The organism is Ferrimicrobium acidiphilum DSM 19497, assembly GCF_000949255.1.
Classification (GTDB): domain Bacteria; phylum Actinomycetota; class Acidimicrobiia; order Acidimicrobiales; family Acidimicrobiaceae; genus Ferrimicrobium; species Ferrimicrobium acidiphilum.
Map to the genome: position 1 here is coordinate 1 of NZ_JXUW01000046.1, position 16,553 is coordinate 16,553.

The 16,553-nt window shown below is 56.4% G+C and carries 15 protein-coding genes; 1 reads left to right on the forward strand and 14 read right to left on the reverse strand.

All coding sequences use genetic code 11. The features are described from left to right. The coding region (locus FEAC_RS13650; protein ID WP_052566541.1) for an ISAs1 family transposase at positions 1–616 on the forward strand (616 nt) is incomplete at its 5' end. A gap of 91 nt (positions 617–707) precedes the next feature. On the opposite strand, the gene FEAC_RS16605 is transcribed toward FEAC_RS13650, so the two are convergent. The 14 genes from FEAC_RS16605 to FEAC_RS13715 all read right to left on the reverse strand — a co-directional run bounded on the left by FEAC_RS16605 (position 708) and on the right by FEAC_RS13715 (position 16,551). Further along, on the reverse strand, positions 708–1,454 hold the full coding sequence (locus tag FEAC_RS16605) for an ATP-binding protein (protein ID WP_052566543.1): 747 nt from the start codon (positions 1,452–1,454) through the stop codon (positions 708–710). A gap of 454 nt (positions 1,455–1,908) precedes the next feature. Continuing rightward, the gene (locus tag FEAC_RS13660; RefSeq protein ID WP_035391688.1) at positions 1,909–3,045 is read right to left on the reverse strand and encodes a tyrosine-type recombinase/integrase; all 1,137 of its coding nucleotides are present in this window, start codon (positions 3,043–3,045) and stop codon (positions 1,909–1,911) included. A 752-nt stretch (positions 3,046–3,797) separates the two neighbouring features. Then, positions 3,798–4,163, reverse strand: a complete 366-nt coding sequence (locus FEAC_RS13665; RefSeq protein WP_052566544.1) for a nuclear transport factor 2 family protein — start codon at positions 4,161–4,163, stop codon at positions 3,798–3,800. Positions 4,164–4,616: 453 nt separating this feature from the next. After that, complete coding sequence (locus tag FEAC_RS16535) at positions 4,617–4,754, reverse strand: TraM recognition domain-containing protein (RefSeq protein WP_346660028.1); 138 nt, start codon at positions 4,752–4,754, stop codon at positions 4,617–4,619. A gap of 209 nt (positions 4,755–4,963) precedes the next feature. Then, positions 4,964–5,287, reverse strand: coding sequence for an ATP-binding protein (locus FEAC_RS16540; protein ID WP_160290421.1), 324 nt, complete (start codon positions 5,285–5,287; stop codon positions 4,964–4,966). A gap of 164 nt (positions 5,288–5,451) precedes the next feature. Continuing rightward, positions 5,452–6,354, reverse strand: coding sequence for an ABC transporter ATP-binding protein (locus FEAC_RS13675; RefSeq protein WP_052566547.1), 903 nt, complete (start codon positions 6,352–6,354; stop codon positions 5,452–5,454). Beyond that, positions 6,354–7,340, reverse strand: a complete 987-nt coding sequence (locus tag FEAC_RS13680; protein WP_035391683.1) for an ABC transporter ATP-binding protein — start codon at positions 7,338–7,340, stop codon at positions 6,354–6,356. The genes FEAC_RS13675 and FEAC_RS13680 overlap by 1 nt, the downstream gene beginning before the upstream one ends. A 3-nt stretch (positions 7,341–7,343) precedes the next feature. Next, positions 7,344–8,273 (reverse strand): ABC transporter permease, encoded by a 930-nt coding sequence (locus FEAC_RS13685; RefSeq protein ID WP_236684671.1) that lies wholly within the window; start codon positions 8,271–8,273, stop codon positions 7,344–7,346. 49 nt (positions 8,274–8,322) lie between these two features. Beyond that, entirely contained in the window at positions 8,323–9,309 is a 987-nt protein-coding gene (locus tag FEAC_RS13690; RefSeq protein ID WP_035391681.1) for an ABC transporter permease, read from the reverse strand. A 45-nt stretch (positions 9,310–9,354) separates the two neighbouring features. Beyond that, positions 9,355–11,049 carry an ABC transporter substrate-binding protein gene (locus tag FEAC_RS13695; protein ID WP_035391679.1) on the reverse strand — a complete coding sequence of 565 codons (1,695 nt, stop codon included), beginning with the start codon at positions 11,047–11,049 and terminating at the stop codon, positions 9,355–9,357. Between the two features lie 321 nt (positions 11,050–11,370). Beyond that, entirely contained in the window at positions 11,371–13,218 is a 1,848-nt protein-coding gene (locus FEAC_RS13700) for a GH39 family glycosyl hydrolase (protein WP_052566549.1), read from the reverse strand. Beyond that, entirely contained in the window at positions 13,203–14,279 is a 1,077-nt protein-coding gene (locus tag FEAC_RS13705; protein WP_035391677.1) for a LacI family DNA-binding transcriptional regulator, read from the reverse strand. Before FEAC_RS13705 ends, FEAC_RS13700 begins: the two co-directional genes overlap by 16 nt. Positions 14,280–14,641: 362 nt before the next feature. Continuing rightward, positions 14,642–15,028 carry a zinc ribbon domain-containing protein gene (locus tag FEAC_RS14955; protein ID WP_081901261.1) on the reverse strand — a complete coding sequence of 129 codons (387 nt, stop codon included), beginning with the start codon at positions 15,026–15,028 and terminating at the stop codon, positions 14,642–14,644. Positions 15,029–15,312: 284 nt separating this feature from the next. Continuing rightward, positions 15,313–16,551, reverse strand: a complete 1,239-nt coding sequence (locus FEAC_RS13715; RefSeq protein ID WP_052566551.1) for an IS110 family RNA-guided transposase — start codon at positions 16,549–16,551, stop codon at positions 15,313–15,315. Between the last annotated feature and the right edge of the window lie 2 nt (positions 16,552–16,553).

Consider the following 16,553-nt stretch of genomic DNA (forward strand, 5'->3'; position numbering starts at 1 on the left):
CACCGCTGATGCACTGCATGCCCAGAGAAAGGCTGCTAGCTTCATCGTCGAATCCAAGAAGGCTCACTACATCTTCGGTGTCAAGGGTAATCAGCCACGGTTGCACAATGCTGCAGTCATCGTAGGCGATGAGATCGATCGCGATCACCCAGAGTACGAGACATGCACACGCGGTCATGGCCGCATCGACCGTCATCGGGTCTGGAGTGCCCCGGTTCCTGCTTCGACAGAGTTTCCTCATGCGAATCTCTACATCATCGTCGAACGCGAGTCATCCACCCTCAATGACGTTCGCACCAGCATCGAGACCCGTTACTACGTCACAGACCTTACCGCAGACGACGCAGACCCTGAGCATCTCCTTCGACTCGTGAGAGACCACTGGTCGATCGAAAGCCTCCATTGGGTCCGCGACAACACCTTTGACGAGGACCGCTCACAAGTCCGTACCGGAACACTTCCTCGCATCCTTGCAACACTACGCAATCTAGCTATCGGAATCATACGTTATGCCGCGCCCCTAAGGGTCAACATCGCAGCGGCAACCCGCCAGCTTGCCCGTCAACCCGACATTACCCTTGATCTACTTGGAATCCCACCCCTACTTTGCAAATGACCGTGCACGCCTAACCCCTATTTCACCTCCCTTCTGGTGATGGTTCTTGGTCGGTGATCAATCGTTCTCATCTTAGGTGTTGGACCTCTCCTCATCCCTGTGCTTCGGGTGGTTGGGTTACCTTGCGCATCGATTCTCCGTTGAGTTCGATGCGGTGAAGGTTCGTTGTTAAGCGGTCAAGAAGAGCGTCAGCGATCGTCGGGTCACCAATGCTTGCGTACCAGTTGGCAACTGGGAGTTGTGAGGTAAGGATCGTTGAGCGAAGTCCATGACGATCCTCGATCACCTCTAAGGTATCACTGGCAGCATCTGGGTTGATGGGTCGAATGAGAAAGTCATCAAGTATCAACACCTCCACCTTGGACCAGGCATTCATGAGACGTGCCAGTCTCGGAATCACCGCGGGCGATGCCAAGCTCTTCGAGCATTCGCGGATACCGCAGATAGAGAGCCGAGTGCCCCTGACGGATGGCCGCATGCCCAAGGGCACACGCCACATAGGTCTTACCCACTCCCGTGGGTGATAGGGACGAGCAGGCAGTACGGTCATCTGATAGTGTGTGGCCATCTCAAGGTAGGTCGCATTGGGAACAGGCTCATACCGGTCAGCCTTGGTAACCGCGGTACGCATACCGTCACACACGATCGCATCTGTCACCCCGCCAAAGGAGCTAAACGCGCGGGTGTGAGCACCAATGACGTGATAGAGGTTCTGATTCGCCAAAGCCTCTACGTAGGTCAGGTTCGAGGCCCCAAGGACGGCGACGAAGATCTGGGCGTAGAAGGCTACCTGCAAATCGTCGGTAGTACTCGCAGAACTGAGTGTAGCCACAGCCATCGGGATGCTCCTCTCGGTACTCGACCCAGAGGAGCATTAACGTCATGTGGGGACGCGCCAACTCCCGGTGCAGATAGGCAAAATCGGGGATTGGTTTAGCCCCAACAACCGGCGTGCTAGCCCCGAACAATCGGGACTCTTGCTCATCTACCCTGATAGACAGCGCCGTCCGTCTAAGCAGTTCGTCGGATTCAGGAAAATAAGGTCAGTCAAGACAGTGGTGGTCGTTGAACCGTTAAGCAATCAGGCAAGTGAGCTTCACGTGCGGAGCCGGTCCTTGCCTTCGGAGCCTTCTAAAATTAGCGGTAAATAGGAACTGAGTGCAACCCTCAAGCGCTGAGCCAAGTACTTCGCGCTGGATTGCGGTCGCATGAACCCTTGGTTGAGTCGCGAAATTAGGTTGTGGTATGCTGGTCGGAAAATGGCGAGTTCCTATGGTTCTTGATATGGTTGATTAGGGCTTCGGTGGATCCAGCACCCCAGCCAGCCGATCCACTGCACCCCGGAGAGCCTCGTGTCCAAGGTGTGCATAGACCTCATCGGTGATCCGGGTGGAGCTGTGGCCGAGCACTCGAGATACCTCAGGTAATGGGGTTCCAGCCGCCAGCATCAAGGAGGCGGCGGCGTGGCGTAACTCATGGACATGGCGTTTACCAAGACCAGCTCGTGCCGCAAAGGCTTGAAAGGCATGTGAGGTGTTATCCGGGTCAAGGGGACGACCAAAGTGTGAGGTGAACAGATACTCGCTTGCTGGGGTAAAGCCCAACTCTGTCAGCTTCTCGTGTTCTTGGCGTTGGGTTACTCGATGCTCTCGGAGTGCGCTAACGAGAAAGGCGGGAAGGGGTACGGTACGGGTTGAGCGGGCGGTCTTGGTCGGTCCCTCGATCACCTTGGCACCCGATTTCACTCGCGCACGCGTGATGGTAAGCGTCTTTGATATGAGATCAAGATCGCTCCAGCGCAAAGCCAACGCTTCACCCCGGCGTAGACCCAAAGCGAGAAGTAAGAGCCAGAGGACGCCGAGTCGGTCCTCCTTGGCGGCACTGAGGAGTCGTCTGGCCTCCTCAACACTGAGAGCCTCTGGCTCTCGTCGCTCTAACTTGATCGGCCTCGCATGATCACAGGGGTTTGCCGGGATCAATCGCCAGCCAACGGCTGCCTTGCAGGCTTGGGAGAGTACGACTCGGATGAGGCGACGTGAACGAGGTGACAAACCGGACTCTGCGAGTTGATCCACGAAGCGATCGACCATCGCCGGGGTGAGCCGTTCGATCCGGACAGATCCCAACCTCTTGGTGATATGCCTTGTAGCCCACTCGTACTGTACCAAGGTGGAGCTAGCGATATCGCCTTCATGGGTTGTGAGCCATCGGGTGAGCAACATGTCAATGGTCGTAGTTGCGTTCTCGGTGACGCCGGCATCACGGATACCGCGAAACTTCGCCAGTGCAGCTTCTGCCTCTGCCTTGGTGCGACATCGCTTCGATCGGGTGATGACTTTACCGTCGGGTCCCGTCCACTTCAATAGGGCACGCCACTGGTCGCCATAGCGATAGATGCTGCCTTGGCCAAGCGTCCTTCGACCTCGCATTCTTTCACCCTAGCCGGTTGCCTATCCGGTTGCCTATGGGGTCATGGACGTGGCCTGGGGTGACTTACCCCAAAATGCATAATCCCAGCGCAGATGCACTTTGTTAGACTCAATGAGACCCTATAAACCCTACTTTGCGGAACTGGCAGTCAAGAGGTTCGTGGGTTCGAGTCCCATCACCTCCACCACAATCCCGCAGGTTATGGCCACTATTTGATGGCAAGAAGCCCCGAGTAAAGTTTGAGCGGTTGCCTAGGATAGCTGCACGTCGAATCGCCATACACATTCGCACACTTTCGGCCAGAGCACGAATAAAGGCCACGCGACGCCCTCAACCTCTCTCCTTGTGCCTCTTCTGATTCATTGTTGATATGTGGATAGCCAAGCCCACGGAACCCTGGCGCCGTCCATGCTTATCAAATGGGAAACGGAACACAATGTTCCTGCCTGCCTGAGTCCCGCTTTATAGGTCGTGAGACGACCCAAGCGAGTGTGATCAATTGTTTCATGTCGAGTGGACTATCGACGACTGACCAGCAAGCCTTGGAGGACAGCGATACTGCGTGCAATTTTGACATCCGTTACCCTGCACTTAATTGTCCACATGCGTGCATTATTGCATGTCTGCTAAGGACTTTCAGCGGAGTCTCAGTCGAATTCGTTAAATACAGAGTGACGCAGGGGAAATACAACGACAACAATTCTCGCTTGACACGGGCCGGCAGGGAGCCCGCCCAGGGCGAAGGGAGTGCCTATTCCTTTGCCATTGACCTCGTCCCTTGATGGAACCGAATGCGCCAATCGGATCCCGAGTCTTTGACCCATATTGAACTACGGAGAGATCCAGCCGTACCCTCGATTCGGTAAGTGAGCAGTATGACATTGTCAGCTAGCGCTATTGGTAAAAAGTCCGTACCCTTTCCAGACACTCGCGGATTGGCACTTAACGCTGCGGACACCGTGGCACGGTCCCAGGTGCGTCCGGACGCCCCATATTCGACGAAGTCAGGATGCAACAACTCTCGCACACGCTGGCCCGATCCGCGGATGGTTGGGTCCAGTAGTTGCTGCTCCCGGCGTACGACCTCTACCAAGTCCTCGTTCTCCACCATACTCATCTCTAAATGACCTAACCTTGAGAGACTGTTTTCCTGACAACGCAATTTAAGCCATCGATCTCAGACGCTATCTGCGGCTTTCTCAATGCAATGGCACAACATCTCATGTTATCCGATCCAGCTACCTATGAGATCGCCCATATCTACCTGAACGTTACCGCCGAATCGGCCATACCGTCGGCATTCTAACTTGCGTTGATGACTCCCGGAACCTTCTCGAAGCACGGTGCTACTTCTATCCAATACATCCCGGGGGCGGTTGAAAATCACTGGGACAAAGCAACTTTGATGGAGTACATCGAACTCGACCCAGGCTCAAAGACACTCGTTACTTTCCGACTCGACCCACCGATCTAGACTGCAGCCGGAAAGTTGGTGGAACTCTTCGGGGCGGCGCGGTCCCCAAACGGGTCTTGATTCTTGGTGCAGGATTCTCGAAGGCGATATCGGACCCTATGCCCATCGCAGGTAAGTTAGGCGAAGAAGTGGCGAATCAGCTCCAGCTGTCTCGGATCCCCACCGATCTCTCGCTTGCGCTAGCGATTGCAGCACAACCATCGTAGTGATACCGGTACCGCCTCCTTCTGACATAAGTGACCCAAGAGATGGCAGCGGATAGTTTGCAGCCTCGTCCAAGATGAGCGTGAGGGGGCGGATCGGGCCGAGCTCCAGGGGAAGCCGCAGCCATCCAGCGAGCAACCTCAACCACGTCCTCAATGAGTGCCGATACCAAACCAGCAGTGGCCGATGTACCGCTGGCTGCACCAAAGAGATAGAGGGTTCCGCGACGCCTGAGAAAGTCAGCGGGATCGAATGACTCCTCGTCGCTCGGCGAGACAGCAGCGAGAACACGAGGGTCCGCTAGAGAGGCAAGCGTATTGCCGACCATCGACCAGACCGAGTCTCGTTGCTTGTGATCCGCCGAAACGATAGCATCTAGCGCACGATCCCAGGATTGATTCTCCGTTCAGTTCGATGCGGTGAAGGTTCGTGGTCAGGCGGTCAAGAAGAGCGTCAGCGATCGTCGTGTCACCAATACTTGCGTACCAGTTGACAACTGGGAGTTGTGAGGTAAGGATCGTTGAGCGAAGTCCAATGGTGTATCTTGGAAATTGAGCATGCACGATCCTCTGTCGTGGCGGACTGCGCTCGGCCCGCGTGCGCTACTCTCAATGTCCATATCACGCGCCGAATAACGGACAGTGACGTCTCCTTCGCCCTTAGCGACAAGACGAATGCCACAAGCGGTCGGCGACTCAGAAGGCCAACAACGTTGCGCATCGACGCCTCATCCAACGATGCTGCTGTCTTCGGTGGGTCCAATGACCTCCTCAGCCTCAGCGCGCATCTGGAGCGGCCGGTTTTTAGCGAGCTCGGGCGTAACCAGCGCATCAAGCAACTTGACCGTGTAGGGGTCTTGTGGGTTGCGCAAGACCTCCACCGTCGCGCCCTGCTCCACAATTATCCCCTTGTTGAGCACCAAGATATGATCGGTCAACACCCTTGCACTCAAGAGATCGTGGGTGATATATAACAGACTGAGTCCGTTCTCGCGCTGGAGATCCGCCAACAGCCTCAATATTCCAGCGCGAAGCGACACATCTAACATCGACACCGGCTCATCTGCGACCAGAAACTCAGGTTCGCATGCCAACGCACGAGCGATCACCACTCGCTGGCGTTGGCCACCAGACAATTGATGCGGTAATTTACTGAGAAACTGCCCTGATGGGGCCAAACCCACCCGATCCAACAGCTGCCCCGCCCTGTCGAATGCCTCCGATGCTGACATCCCGAGATAATTCACGCACGGTCGACTCACCGTATACCCGACGGTATGAACCGGATTTAGTGCACCATACGGATCCTGAAACACCATCTGTACCTTGCGGTGCAAGGTATGTAGCGAGCGATGGCTGAGTCGCTCAATTTGCAGATCGCCGAATCTGATTTGACCCGAATCTGGGCGCTCCGTACCGGTAACCAATCGACCAATCGTAGATTTGCCACTGCCACTCGCCCCTACGAGCCCCACGGCGGCACCCGGTGGAATCGTAAACGAGACATTGTCGACAGCCACGGTCAGCTTGCGCCCCTTACCACGCTGACGGTAACGCTTCGAGACGCCATTGACCGATAGTGTGGATGCCAGCCTGGGAACGGGATCTGCAGGATAAGACTTCGTCGACATCAGCTAACCTCCCTCCGCGCCTCGGAGTAGAGATGGCAGGCCACCCGACCGCCACCAACGTCGCAGAGCCGGGGGCGTTCGCGAAAACAAATATCAATAGCTGATGTGCACCGTGGGGCAAAAGAGCAGTCATGATCCGCGAGCGACAGATCTGGAGGCGTACCCGGTATGTCCAAAAGCACGACCTCGTCAGTCCTCGGATCAGCGTAGCAACCAAACAGCGCCTCAGTATATGGGTGGTGAATCCTGTCCGGAACCATATCTACCGAGCGACGATCCTCGACAATGCGACCGGCGTACATCACGATCGTACGATCAGTGGCATCGAGCACAACCGACATATCGTGGCTAATGAGTACGGCGGTAAATCCGCGGGAGCGCTGTAATCCCTTGATCATATCCATGAGTGCAGCCTGCACAATCACGTCGAGGGCGGTGGTGGGCTCATCGAAGACGATCAACTCAGGCTCGAGTGCCAAGGCAAGAGCGATAGCGGCTCGCTGTCGCATACCACCCGAAAGTTCATGTGGGAACCGGCTGAGTACGCTGGCATCGAGTTCCACCATACCCATCAGCTCTCTACCCCGAGATCGTATAGCCTCCCCACTCCAGTGCTCGCCGGGCAAAGGATGCGCCTTGAGTAGGTCGCCGATGTGGCGTTCGATCGAGCGCACAGGGTTGAGTGCGTTCATGCCACTCTGGAGAACCAAGGCAAATCCTCGACGGCGCTGTCGTCTCAGTTTGTCCCCCTTTAGGCTCGCAATGTCGGTTCCTCGGAAAGCGATCATCCCACTGTCAAGCACCGCCGGTGGACGTAACATCTGCGTGAGGGCGAAGCCAAGCGTCGACTTCCCACATCCTGACTCGCCGACAATCCCTACGAACTCGCCTTCGCGCAACGAAAGGTCGACGTCACGAACGGCCCAGATTCTCTCACCGCGGCCCGGCTGATAGACGACGTTGACACCACTGGCCTCTAACAACATCGCTCAGCGCTCCCTCAGTCGTGGATTCGAGAGTGCGTCGATTCCGAAGTTGATCAGGATAAACGAAAGGGCGAGCATGACAATGGCCATTCCCGGGACCAAGACGAGTACCCACTGGCCGGTCAGCAGGGCGTTGTCGTTCTCGGCCCAATAGAGGATCGAGCCCCAGCTCACCGAGTTCGGGTTTCCCATGCCCAAGAACTCCAGGCTCGCGGCGGCTATCACCGCAGCGGTAGCGGCACCGAAGAAGCTCGCCGCTGCGAGCGAAACCATGTTCGGAAGAATCTCCCGAAAGACGATTCGGAACAGACGCTCACCCGAGAAGGTCGCGGCGGTCACGAAATCTCGCGTTCGCAAGGTGGCAGTCTGGCTCCGCATCACTCGGGCACCGGTAGCCCAGCCAGTAAAGCCAATCACCAGCAAAATCATCCAGGTTGAGTTGCTCCTAAGGTACGCCGCGATGACGATCATCAGAGGCAGTCCGGGCAGTACGAGTGCGAGGTTGGTCGTGAAGCTGAGCACATCGTCTACGACACCAGGGCGAAAACCAGCTATCAGCCCAATCAACAAGGCAAGAAAGGTCGCCAGCAACCCTGCACCAAGACCGACGAGCAGCGACACTCGCGTCCCGTAGATCATTTGCGAGAGAACATCCTGGCCGTTCCCGGTAGTGCCCAACCAGTTCACCGAATTCGGATTTTGGTAGGGGCGAAAGTTGGTCGCGGTCGGCGAGTGCGGCGCTAGCCATGGAGCAAAGATCGCCACCAAAATGAAGAAGGCCAAGAGAGCCAGACCAACACGCGACTTGCGGTTCGACCAAAGGGCCCCAAGAGCCCTAGCTACGAAGTGTAGTGATCGAGCGCTGGGGCGAACAGCACCCGAATCCGTCATGGATGCCCCCTGTGGTGACATCGTTGGAGGTACGATCGCCATCAGCAACGTCCTTTCATTCCTCGTATCGGCTTGGGCCAACTCACCCTACTCACGTTCCACGCACCCGAGGATCCAGCAGCCCATACAGGAGATCGACAACGAAAATCGTCACGAGCATGCTGACGGTGATCAGTAGAAAGATCGCCTGCATCAGCGGATAGTCGCGGTTATTGACCGCTAAAAGCAACAGGCTTCCGATACCCGGATAGCCGAAGATGCTCTCTACCAGTACCGAACCGCCAATGACCGCACCAAGTGCGAGGCCAAAACCAGTCACGTTCGGGAGCAGTGCGTTGCGCGCGACGTAGAGCAAGGCAATCGTACGGTCCCTAAGCCCATTGGCTTCAGCAAAGAGCACGTAATCTTCACCCAGCGTATTGATCATATTGTTGCGCATCCCAAGCACCCAGCCAGCTAGTGATGTCACCACCAACGTGACTGCAGGCAAAATGGAGTGGTAGATGGCATCACCAAGAAAGGACAACGTCAAGTGCGGCACGGCACCCGGAGTGTAGCCACCGGTCAATGGAAACATGTGATACTTGAATCCAAGGAAATAGAGGAGAAGAAGCCCGAGGAAGAACGGGGGGAAGGCAGAGAAGAAGGTCGAACCAATCGTGACGGCGCTGTCGACCTTGGTCTGTCGGCGCCAGCCTGCATACACCCCCAATAGTGTCCCGATGACGAACGCGATCACCGTGCTCGTGCCAACTAACACGATCGTCCAGGGAGCCGCAGCGAGGATGGCACGAGTAACCGACACATCCGTGATCGAATAGGTCATGCCAAACCTGAGATGCATGATGCCGAGTAGATAGTCGCCATACTGCACCCACAGGCTTGCATGCGGTAAGCCAAGCTGAATCTCAACGGCGCGCTTCATCGCCTCGGTCACCGTCTGCCCGGTGGCAGCCAGCCGCGATAGGGCGGCCTGGACTGGTGACCCGGGCATGAGTCGAGGGATGATGAAGTTCAGCGTCACTGCTGCCCACAGCGTCAGCGCAAACATCGCTAACTTTCGTAGAAAATAGCGCAACCTGACCCCTCCCCTCTGTTTCAGTCACCAGTCCAACACGCCACCCTAGGCTGGACGTACGTGCATCAAGATGGCGAGTAGGTCGTCATCCCAGGTTGCCGGCAGCGTATACGGGTTCTTCGCGGAGGGCCATCCGACCCAGTGTTTGGTACTATAGAGACCCCACATGCCGCCGTAGTACAAGTCAATCACCGGAGCCTGGGTGTACATGACCTCTTGCAGTGGATAGGTCGCCTTGATCATCGCTGAGTTCGTCGTGGCTGCTGCGAGCTTCGCCAACTCACGATCTACCGCTGCGCTCTTGAAGCGACCCCAGTTGCTCACGGCAATCGACTTGATAGGCGCGGCAAATGAGCTATTCAACAATGGATTGAAGGTACTGTAGGCGTTTCCGCTCCCACCGAAACTTCCCATAGCAGCCTGGAACAAACCAGATTGCGTGTTGGTCGTATACACCGCAGCCGTCGGCTCGTTGAGAGTTACGTTCATCCCAACCTTCCCAAGCTCAGAACTGATCTCCTGGGCGGCAGCGACCCAGTCGCTGTAGTTGTTTGGTACCGTGATCGAGAAGCTCACCTGCTGGCCCGCCGAATTCACCAACTTACCGTTTTTCTGGCTATAGCCAGCGAGCTTGAAGTACTTCAACGCCGTCTGATCATTCTGGGTAATCATGCCGTGGTTAGGTATCGCCGGGTCTGCCCACGACTGTTGACCAGGAAGGACAAGACCCGTCTGTGGAGCCACCTGCTCTACACCAAACAGTGCCTTGTTCTCGACCGTGTTTCGGTTAATAGCATATGAAATGCCTCGGCGGAAATTCGGGTTGTTAAAAGGAGCTGATGTCAGGTTCATGAACAGCCCGACAACCCCACCGGCCGGGAACCAGTACTTGTTGTACTTCGGGTTCCGTGCAACAAAGGTCCGTTGCACGTCCGGGAAGTAGTTGAATGAGAAATCATAGGTGTCGTTGGCGACGAGTAGCTCATTGGTCGACTGGCTTGCCGAGCCTACCAAGAATGCGACCGTCTGTGGTTTGACGTCGCTCGCCTCGAACGAGAGCGGGTTCTTCTTGAACACCGTCTTCGTCGGTGCAAAGCTCCCAAAGGTGTAAGGTCCGGTCACCACCGGTGAGGTAGCGGTATAGGTCGCCGGGTTGGCGACCTTCGACCAAACTGCCTGTGAGACGATTGGCACCGAGGCGAGTGAAAGGTTCAAGGGAACGTCGGGCACGCTGAGCTTGAAGATGATCGTATCTCCTGAGGCGGTAACCGAGGAAAGCTGATTCCACACACCGCCACCATCGAGAGCCGGGTACTTCTTCAACATGTCAAAGGTGAAGACGACATCGGCTGGCGTAAAGGGCGTGCCATTGCTCCACTTGACGCCTTTGCGCAAGGTGAACTCCAACGTGGTAGAGTTCACGGCCTTGAACGAAGTTGCAAGTTCCGGCGACATCGTCCCGTTGATAGGATCGACCAACATGAGTGAGTTGTACATGAGATCGACACCGAACTGTCCATTGTAGGGATTGAGATTGTTTACGGTCGCTGGCGCCGTATTTCCCTCTATCGTGAGCTGAGTTGATGCGGGTGTCGCCTTCGTCGAAGTCGATGCGGATGAGTTCGTGCTGCCACAGGCCGCGAGCGACAGTGTCACCACCCCGGTCATGAGACCAAGCTTTCCCAGCAGTGCAAGTCTCGACTGCTGACCAGTTCCCTTCTTATATGTCTTATGATACATTTCGGTTCCCCCTTTAAAAATCATTACAACCGAGCGTCCGCCGTCGCTAACCCTCGTTCCCAAACTGCAGGTGAGCGCCAGTACCAGCCTGGTTGCTGCCGACCACCGTTTGCATATCAATCGCCAATCATCTCCGCCCCCAACATGGCATGGGTCCCCGGTTCAGTCGAACGCAGATCACATAAAGCGTGGTTCATGAATGCTGAGCGTTATCATCACCTCCCTTCCCAAAACCCCCATACTCCGTCGCGATCGGTCCCATTGCCCTGACAAATCCAGCCCCGCCACGAGACCAGAACTCAAAGAAAAAGTTCGCTGGCATCATGACACCGGCACAAATCGCTCACGATCGACGGTGGGTGCGAGCCGCAGCCGTACGACGCCCGGGTGCGACAGCACCAACGTAATTTCTGCTCTCCCCTCTGTCGGGGCCAACGATTCCCGCTCTTCAACGAAGAGTCGATCGAGTCTGCGTAGCTCCTCCCACTGTTTTTCGTCTGGCCACTGCGTACTCTGAGGTAGATGTGCGACGATATTGGAGTGCTCCTGGTCTACTCGGGCAATGCTGACGTCATACATCGCAGCTGCCAGCTCAGCGAAGGTGACTCGAACCGCACGATCGAGTCGGGGATCGCCATGCATGATCTCGGTGTTGATCGAACCGTTCCAGATCACGACATCAATCATGCCATCTTGGTGCCGCGACGCCATCGCTTCAACGGAGCTATCATAGGGAGTACCATCGAGCTCGAGGGTCTCTTCGCCTTGATGTTCGGCGAGATGGACCGCCCAGTACCTCGGTTTTCGAAGGTTACCAACGCTGAGGAGTCCAAAGCCATCATGAAAGAGTCTTGGGGGACGTCCAAGCTCCTCGAAATGATCGCTGATCACCCAATACGAGAGCGCGTCAATCCTCTTTGAGGCCGACTGATAACCGGAGAGCACAAATGGAGCTCCTGAGACGGAGTCATGGACGGGACCAAAGTGTGTGCTACCCACCCCCCACTCCGTCCAATAGATCGGGACACCTTCATGTCCGTATTGCGCCAAGATGGGCCGAAAATCCAACGGGAGATTGCCATAGGTGTGCGTAGTCACGAAATCAAGGGGGCAATCAACCTCCTGAGTGAATCGTGCCAAGAGCTCTACCCATTCGCTGGCCGCGCTCGAAGGTCCTCCAACCTGTAGCCGTGTGTCAACAGCCTTGATTGCCCGGGCAGCGACCTCATAGAGATGGAGGTAGTCCTCCTTTGATCCAGTCCAAAAGACCTCAAGGTTCGGCTCATTCCACACCTCAAATGGCCAGGTCGCGACCTCGTTGATACCGTAGCGGGACACGAGATGCTGCACAAATTCGCTGATCAACTGGCCCCACTCACGCCAGTCCCTCGGCGGAGAGATAATCCCGCGGTAAGTGAAAACGGTCTTCGACGGGTCGAGTGCGAGAGCTCGAGGCATAAATGACAGCTCCACCACAGGCCTGACCCCAATGGCGAGCAACGAATCGTAGATCACATCAATACCGCTGAAGTCAAAGACCAGCTGCCCATCCTCCGCTCGCTCCGCTACGCCCAGATCGTCATGAAAGATCGCGTGAGCCCTCACCCAGCGAACCCCGAGATCATCATGGGCGATCCGAAGGGCCTCATGAAACTCACCTCCGATATCATTGCCGTGTTCATCGGATCCCATTGTGAGCTGTGACAGTCTCTCCGAGCCGACCATGCTCCATAGACGCTGTAGACGACCCACCACCTGGCCCGCCTTGACGTGCAACTCAACAGGATCCGGATCCGCGATGCTGGTAGCGATCTGGACCGGATCCGACCAGGCGCCATCTCGTGCCTCCGGCGCGCGAACGGCCGCAACTCGAAAGCGGTACTCAACGCCGTCGTCAAGACCGGTGACGACGAAGCGGTCGCCGGGAACTGCAGGAACATCGCTCTCCCCATGGCGCAACACAGTGGAACTGCCATCCTTGCCCGTGCACTCCACGAGATAGCCGATCGCCCCTGGGACCGGGTTCCACAACAACGTGATGCAGCCCGAACCCGCGACCGCTCTGAGGTGCTCAAGAGCGGGCAGCTGGTCAGAATCTACGTGAACGCCGTCCGAGCGCTCGTACACCCTCAGCTCCCAGTCTCGCCTCGCATCTATCTCGTCTGCCACGTACCTAACTCCTCTCTTGTGTCAACCTGACCACTGGCACCACAGCCACAACTCTCGCGAATCACCAATTCCGTAGACAAAGACACCGACCTGCGAGAAGACTTGCTCCGTTGAATTCTCGACAAGAGCAACTCGACAGCGACCTCACCCAACTCGCGCATCGGCTGACGTACCGTCGTGAGAGTGGGTGACACGTGCCGCGAAACCGCTATCGAGTCAAAACCCGTGACTACCACATCCTCCGGAATTCGAAGACCCTTCTCTCTGAGGACTCCAAGCGCTCCTATTGCCATCTCATCATTACCAAAAACGAGCACGCGCGGAAGGGATCCAAGGGCCACAAGCTCACCCATCGCGCGCCTACCACCCGCCTCCGTAAAACCACCTTGAACTGTCACTTCACCCGGTGGTGTAAGCCCAACCATAGTAAGCGCTTCACAAAACCCTCGGAACCGCTCGTTCGAGTCGGGCGATCCCGGAGGGCCGCCCACGAAAACCAGCTCGCGATAGCCATGGTGCTCGAGTAGGTGCAACGTGAGTTCTCTCATGCCATTACGGTTGTCGACCGACACCTGATCAAATGAACGTCCGCCTGGCCGATGCGCAAGAAGCACCACTGGGACAGATCGCGCAATCGCCATCACATCTCTGTCCGAGAGGCTGCGAGACATGATGACAAGCCCATCAACCTTACCGGCAACAGAGTAGGCAAGTGCCTTTCCTCCTGAAGGTCTCACCGCCGCAACAACTACTGCCTGACCTGCTCGGGTTGCTACCCGTTCCGCCCCCCTGATCACCTGGTCGACGTAGAGGGGTGACTCCTCCTCCGCCAGTCCCTGCTCCCCCAGATCTGGGAACAAGAGTCCAACCATGCCCGCCTTGCGTGAGGCAAGTCCCCTCGCTGCACCATTGGGCACCCAGCCAAGTTCAAATGCCGTATTGAGAACTCGTTCTCGCGTTCGCATAGAGCCGAAGCTCTCGTCGTGCATAACGCGAGAGACCGTCGTCGTGGACACCCCGCAGTGCTCAGCAACGGCATAGATCGTCGGACGATCCCCCAATGCAATACCCCCCTTTGAGAAGCCATCGCTTCATGTGTACCGCTTCACTATATCATCGAATCCGGAGCCCTGAACTTTCGGGCGCGATAATTACCGCCAGCAACTTCGCGCACTCTCAGCTTCTCGATCGACGCGCGCGCAACTGCCAAGAGCAAACGGGCTCTAGACGCCTACACTCGAGTGCAGCACTGCCGCTCCAGAATACTTAAACCTTGTTAGGCACTCCTTTTCTTTTCGCTCCCCAACCGTCGAGTCTCCCCTGCCCCCACCACGGGGACAGGACTCATACGGGCCACATTGTGAGTACCTCCCACCGTCATATCTAGCAACTGTGGTTCGCCTGGGGTCTCAGCCGTTGAGCACTAGCCTTGGTATCCAATTGGATATTCCGGCTTTCCATTTGCGCGTAGGAACCTCTCCTCTAGGATCTTCTTCACTTCCCCAAAGGGAGTGAACCGGTTGATCTGGTGATCTTTGATCCTGTTGAGTAGGTTCATGGCAGCTACGTGATCTACATCACCCTGCCAGTTGCAATCCCAATAGGGATTGCGACAGTGAAACATGTCCCCGTGTCGGTTGTCACTATGGACATACCCACACGTTGGATCGGGACATGTTTGGCTGCTGTAGGCCGCGTTGACCGTTTTAATGGATCTTCGGAAATCAGCGGTAATCCGGCACCAAGATCGACCAGGAATCGATAAGTCGTTGAGCGCATCTGAGGTGATTGGCCAGATTGGGACCGTCATGTGGAGAGTTCTAAACTACACAACCCGTGAACGGGCAAGAGGGGACAAGGGGTTCTCCCTGGTGTCTTACTTATTGGGTTAGTTGGTTCCGGTTACGAACCAAGTGCGCTAGAGATATGCGTTGTCACCGGGGTAACCGTAGCTAGCAGTGACCAGTCAGGCTTACCAGCGCTAAGGAGCGCCCTGATTCTAAAGTGTAATGCCTCCTACCAGGAAAAATAAGGACGACAAGACCTAAGCATCAGACGATGCGAGAGTGGTCTAGGTGTTGTGAGCTGTTAGGGCTAGGCGACCCTTTCGGTTACGGTGACGTCGAACCCGAGAGCCTCGATCCGCTTGGTCAGTCGCTTTACCTGAACAGTTGGATCGTTGTGACTCTCGAAGTAATCAGCCCCCAGATCTTGATAGAGTTCGCCATTGGTGAGGAGATGCCAGACGACGTTGAGCATGGAGTTGGCGACCGCAACCGCTGCCTTGTTGGGGCCTCGTCGCCTGGCGATTCGTGCATACTGGGCAGATGCGTAGGTTCCCTTTGTGCGTGCCGCCGCCCGGGCAGCCTCTATCATCGCACGCCTCAACGACGTAGATCCATGTCTGGTACCTGCTGGCTTTCGCTTGCCGGCTGACTCATAACTAGCAGGTGCTAGTCCAGCCCAGGCACATAGATGTTCAGCAGTTGGGAACCTCGACATATCACCTCCAGTCTCAGCTATGATCACCTGAGCTGTGATGGTAGGGATTCCCGGAATAGATGCGACCAAGGCGACGGCAGACTCAAAAGGGAGGAGACGCTCGCAGATCTCTTGGGTGAGTGCCCCGATAGCAGAGTCCAGATAGTCGATATGGTCGATGATCTGTTTGGCGACGAAGGCATGGTGGGCTCCGAAGTGTCCATAGAGTGCCTCCTCGAGTTGAGGGATCTTGGCCCGCATCCTGGACTTGGCCATCTGGGCCAGAACTGCGGGATCTCGTTCTCCCGCAATGAGGGCCTCGATGATCTCCCTCGATGAGGCGCTCCATACCGCAGAGGCGACCGAGGTGAGCTTGATGCCAGCATCTTGGAGAACCTTCTCGAGGCGTTGGATCTCCCTCGCCCTGGCATCGACCTGGGTCTTGCGATATCGCGTCAACTCACGAAGTTCACGGATCTCAGGTGGAGGCACAAAGCTTGGTCGTACCATGCCATGGGCTGCGACATCTGCGAGCCACTCGGCATCCGAGAGATCCGTCTTTCTGCCAGGTACGTTCTTCACATGTTGTGCGTTACAGAGCCAGAGTTGGGGGAAGAGTCCCTCCAATGCGTAGTACACCGGCTTCCAATACACTCCGGTCGCCTCCATCACCACGGTTGACACTCCAGCATCGACGAGGAACCGGGCCAAGTCCTCTAATCCTTTGCGTGTCGTGTTGAACGTCTCCTTGGAAAGGGTAACCATGCCATCTGGCTCTCGAACTCGCGTGCACGCAACGACGGTGTCACGGTGGACGTCAAGGCCACCCACTTTATCTGCTATCTCCTTCAACT

Coding starts and splice junctions, on each gene's coding strand:
- FEAC_RS16605 (WP_052566543.1), bottom strand. CDS start 1,454: ATGGCTGTGGCTACACTCAGTTCTGCGAGTACTACCGACGATTTGCAG.
- FEAC_RS13660 (WP_035391688.1), bottom strand. CDS start 3,045: ATGCGAGGTCGAAGGACGCTTGGCCAAGGCAGCATCTATCGCTATGGC.
- FEAC_RS13665 (WP_052566544.1), bottom strand. CDS start 4,163: ATGAGTATGGTGGAGAACGAGGACTTGGTAGAGGTCGTACGCCGGGAG.
- FEAC_RS16535 (WP_346660028.1), bottom strand. CDS start 4,754: ATGTCAGAAGGAGGCGGTACCGGTATCACTACGATGGTTGTGCTGCAA.
- FEAC_RS13675 (WP_052566547.1), bottom strand. CDS start 6,354: ATGTCGACGAAGTCTTATCCTGCAGATCCCGTTCCCAGGCTGGCATCC.
- FEAC_RS13680 (WP_035391683.1), bottom strand. CDS start 7,340: ATGTTGTTAGAGGCCAGTGGTGTCAACGTCGTCTATCAGCCGGGCCGC.
- FEAC_RS13685 (WP_236684671.1), bottom strand. CDS start 8,273: ATGGCGATCGTACCTCCAACGATGTCACCACAGGGGGCATCCATGACG.
- FEAC_RS13695 (WP_035391679.1), bottom strand. CDS start 11,049: ATGTATCATAAGACATATAAGAAGGGAACTGGTCAGCAGTCGAGACTT.
- FEAC_RS14955 (WP_081901261.1), bottom strand. CDS start 15,028: ATGACGGTCCCAATCTGGCCAATCACCTCAGATGCGCTCAACGACTTA.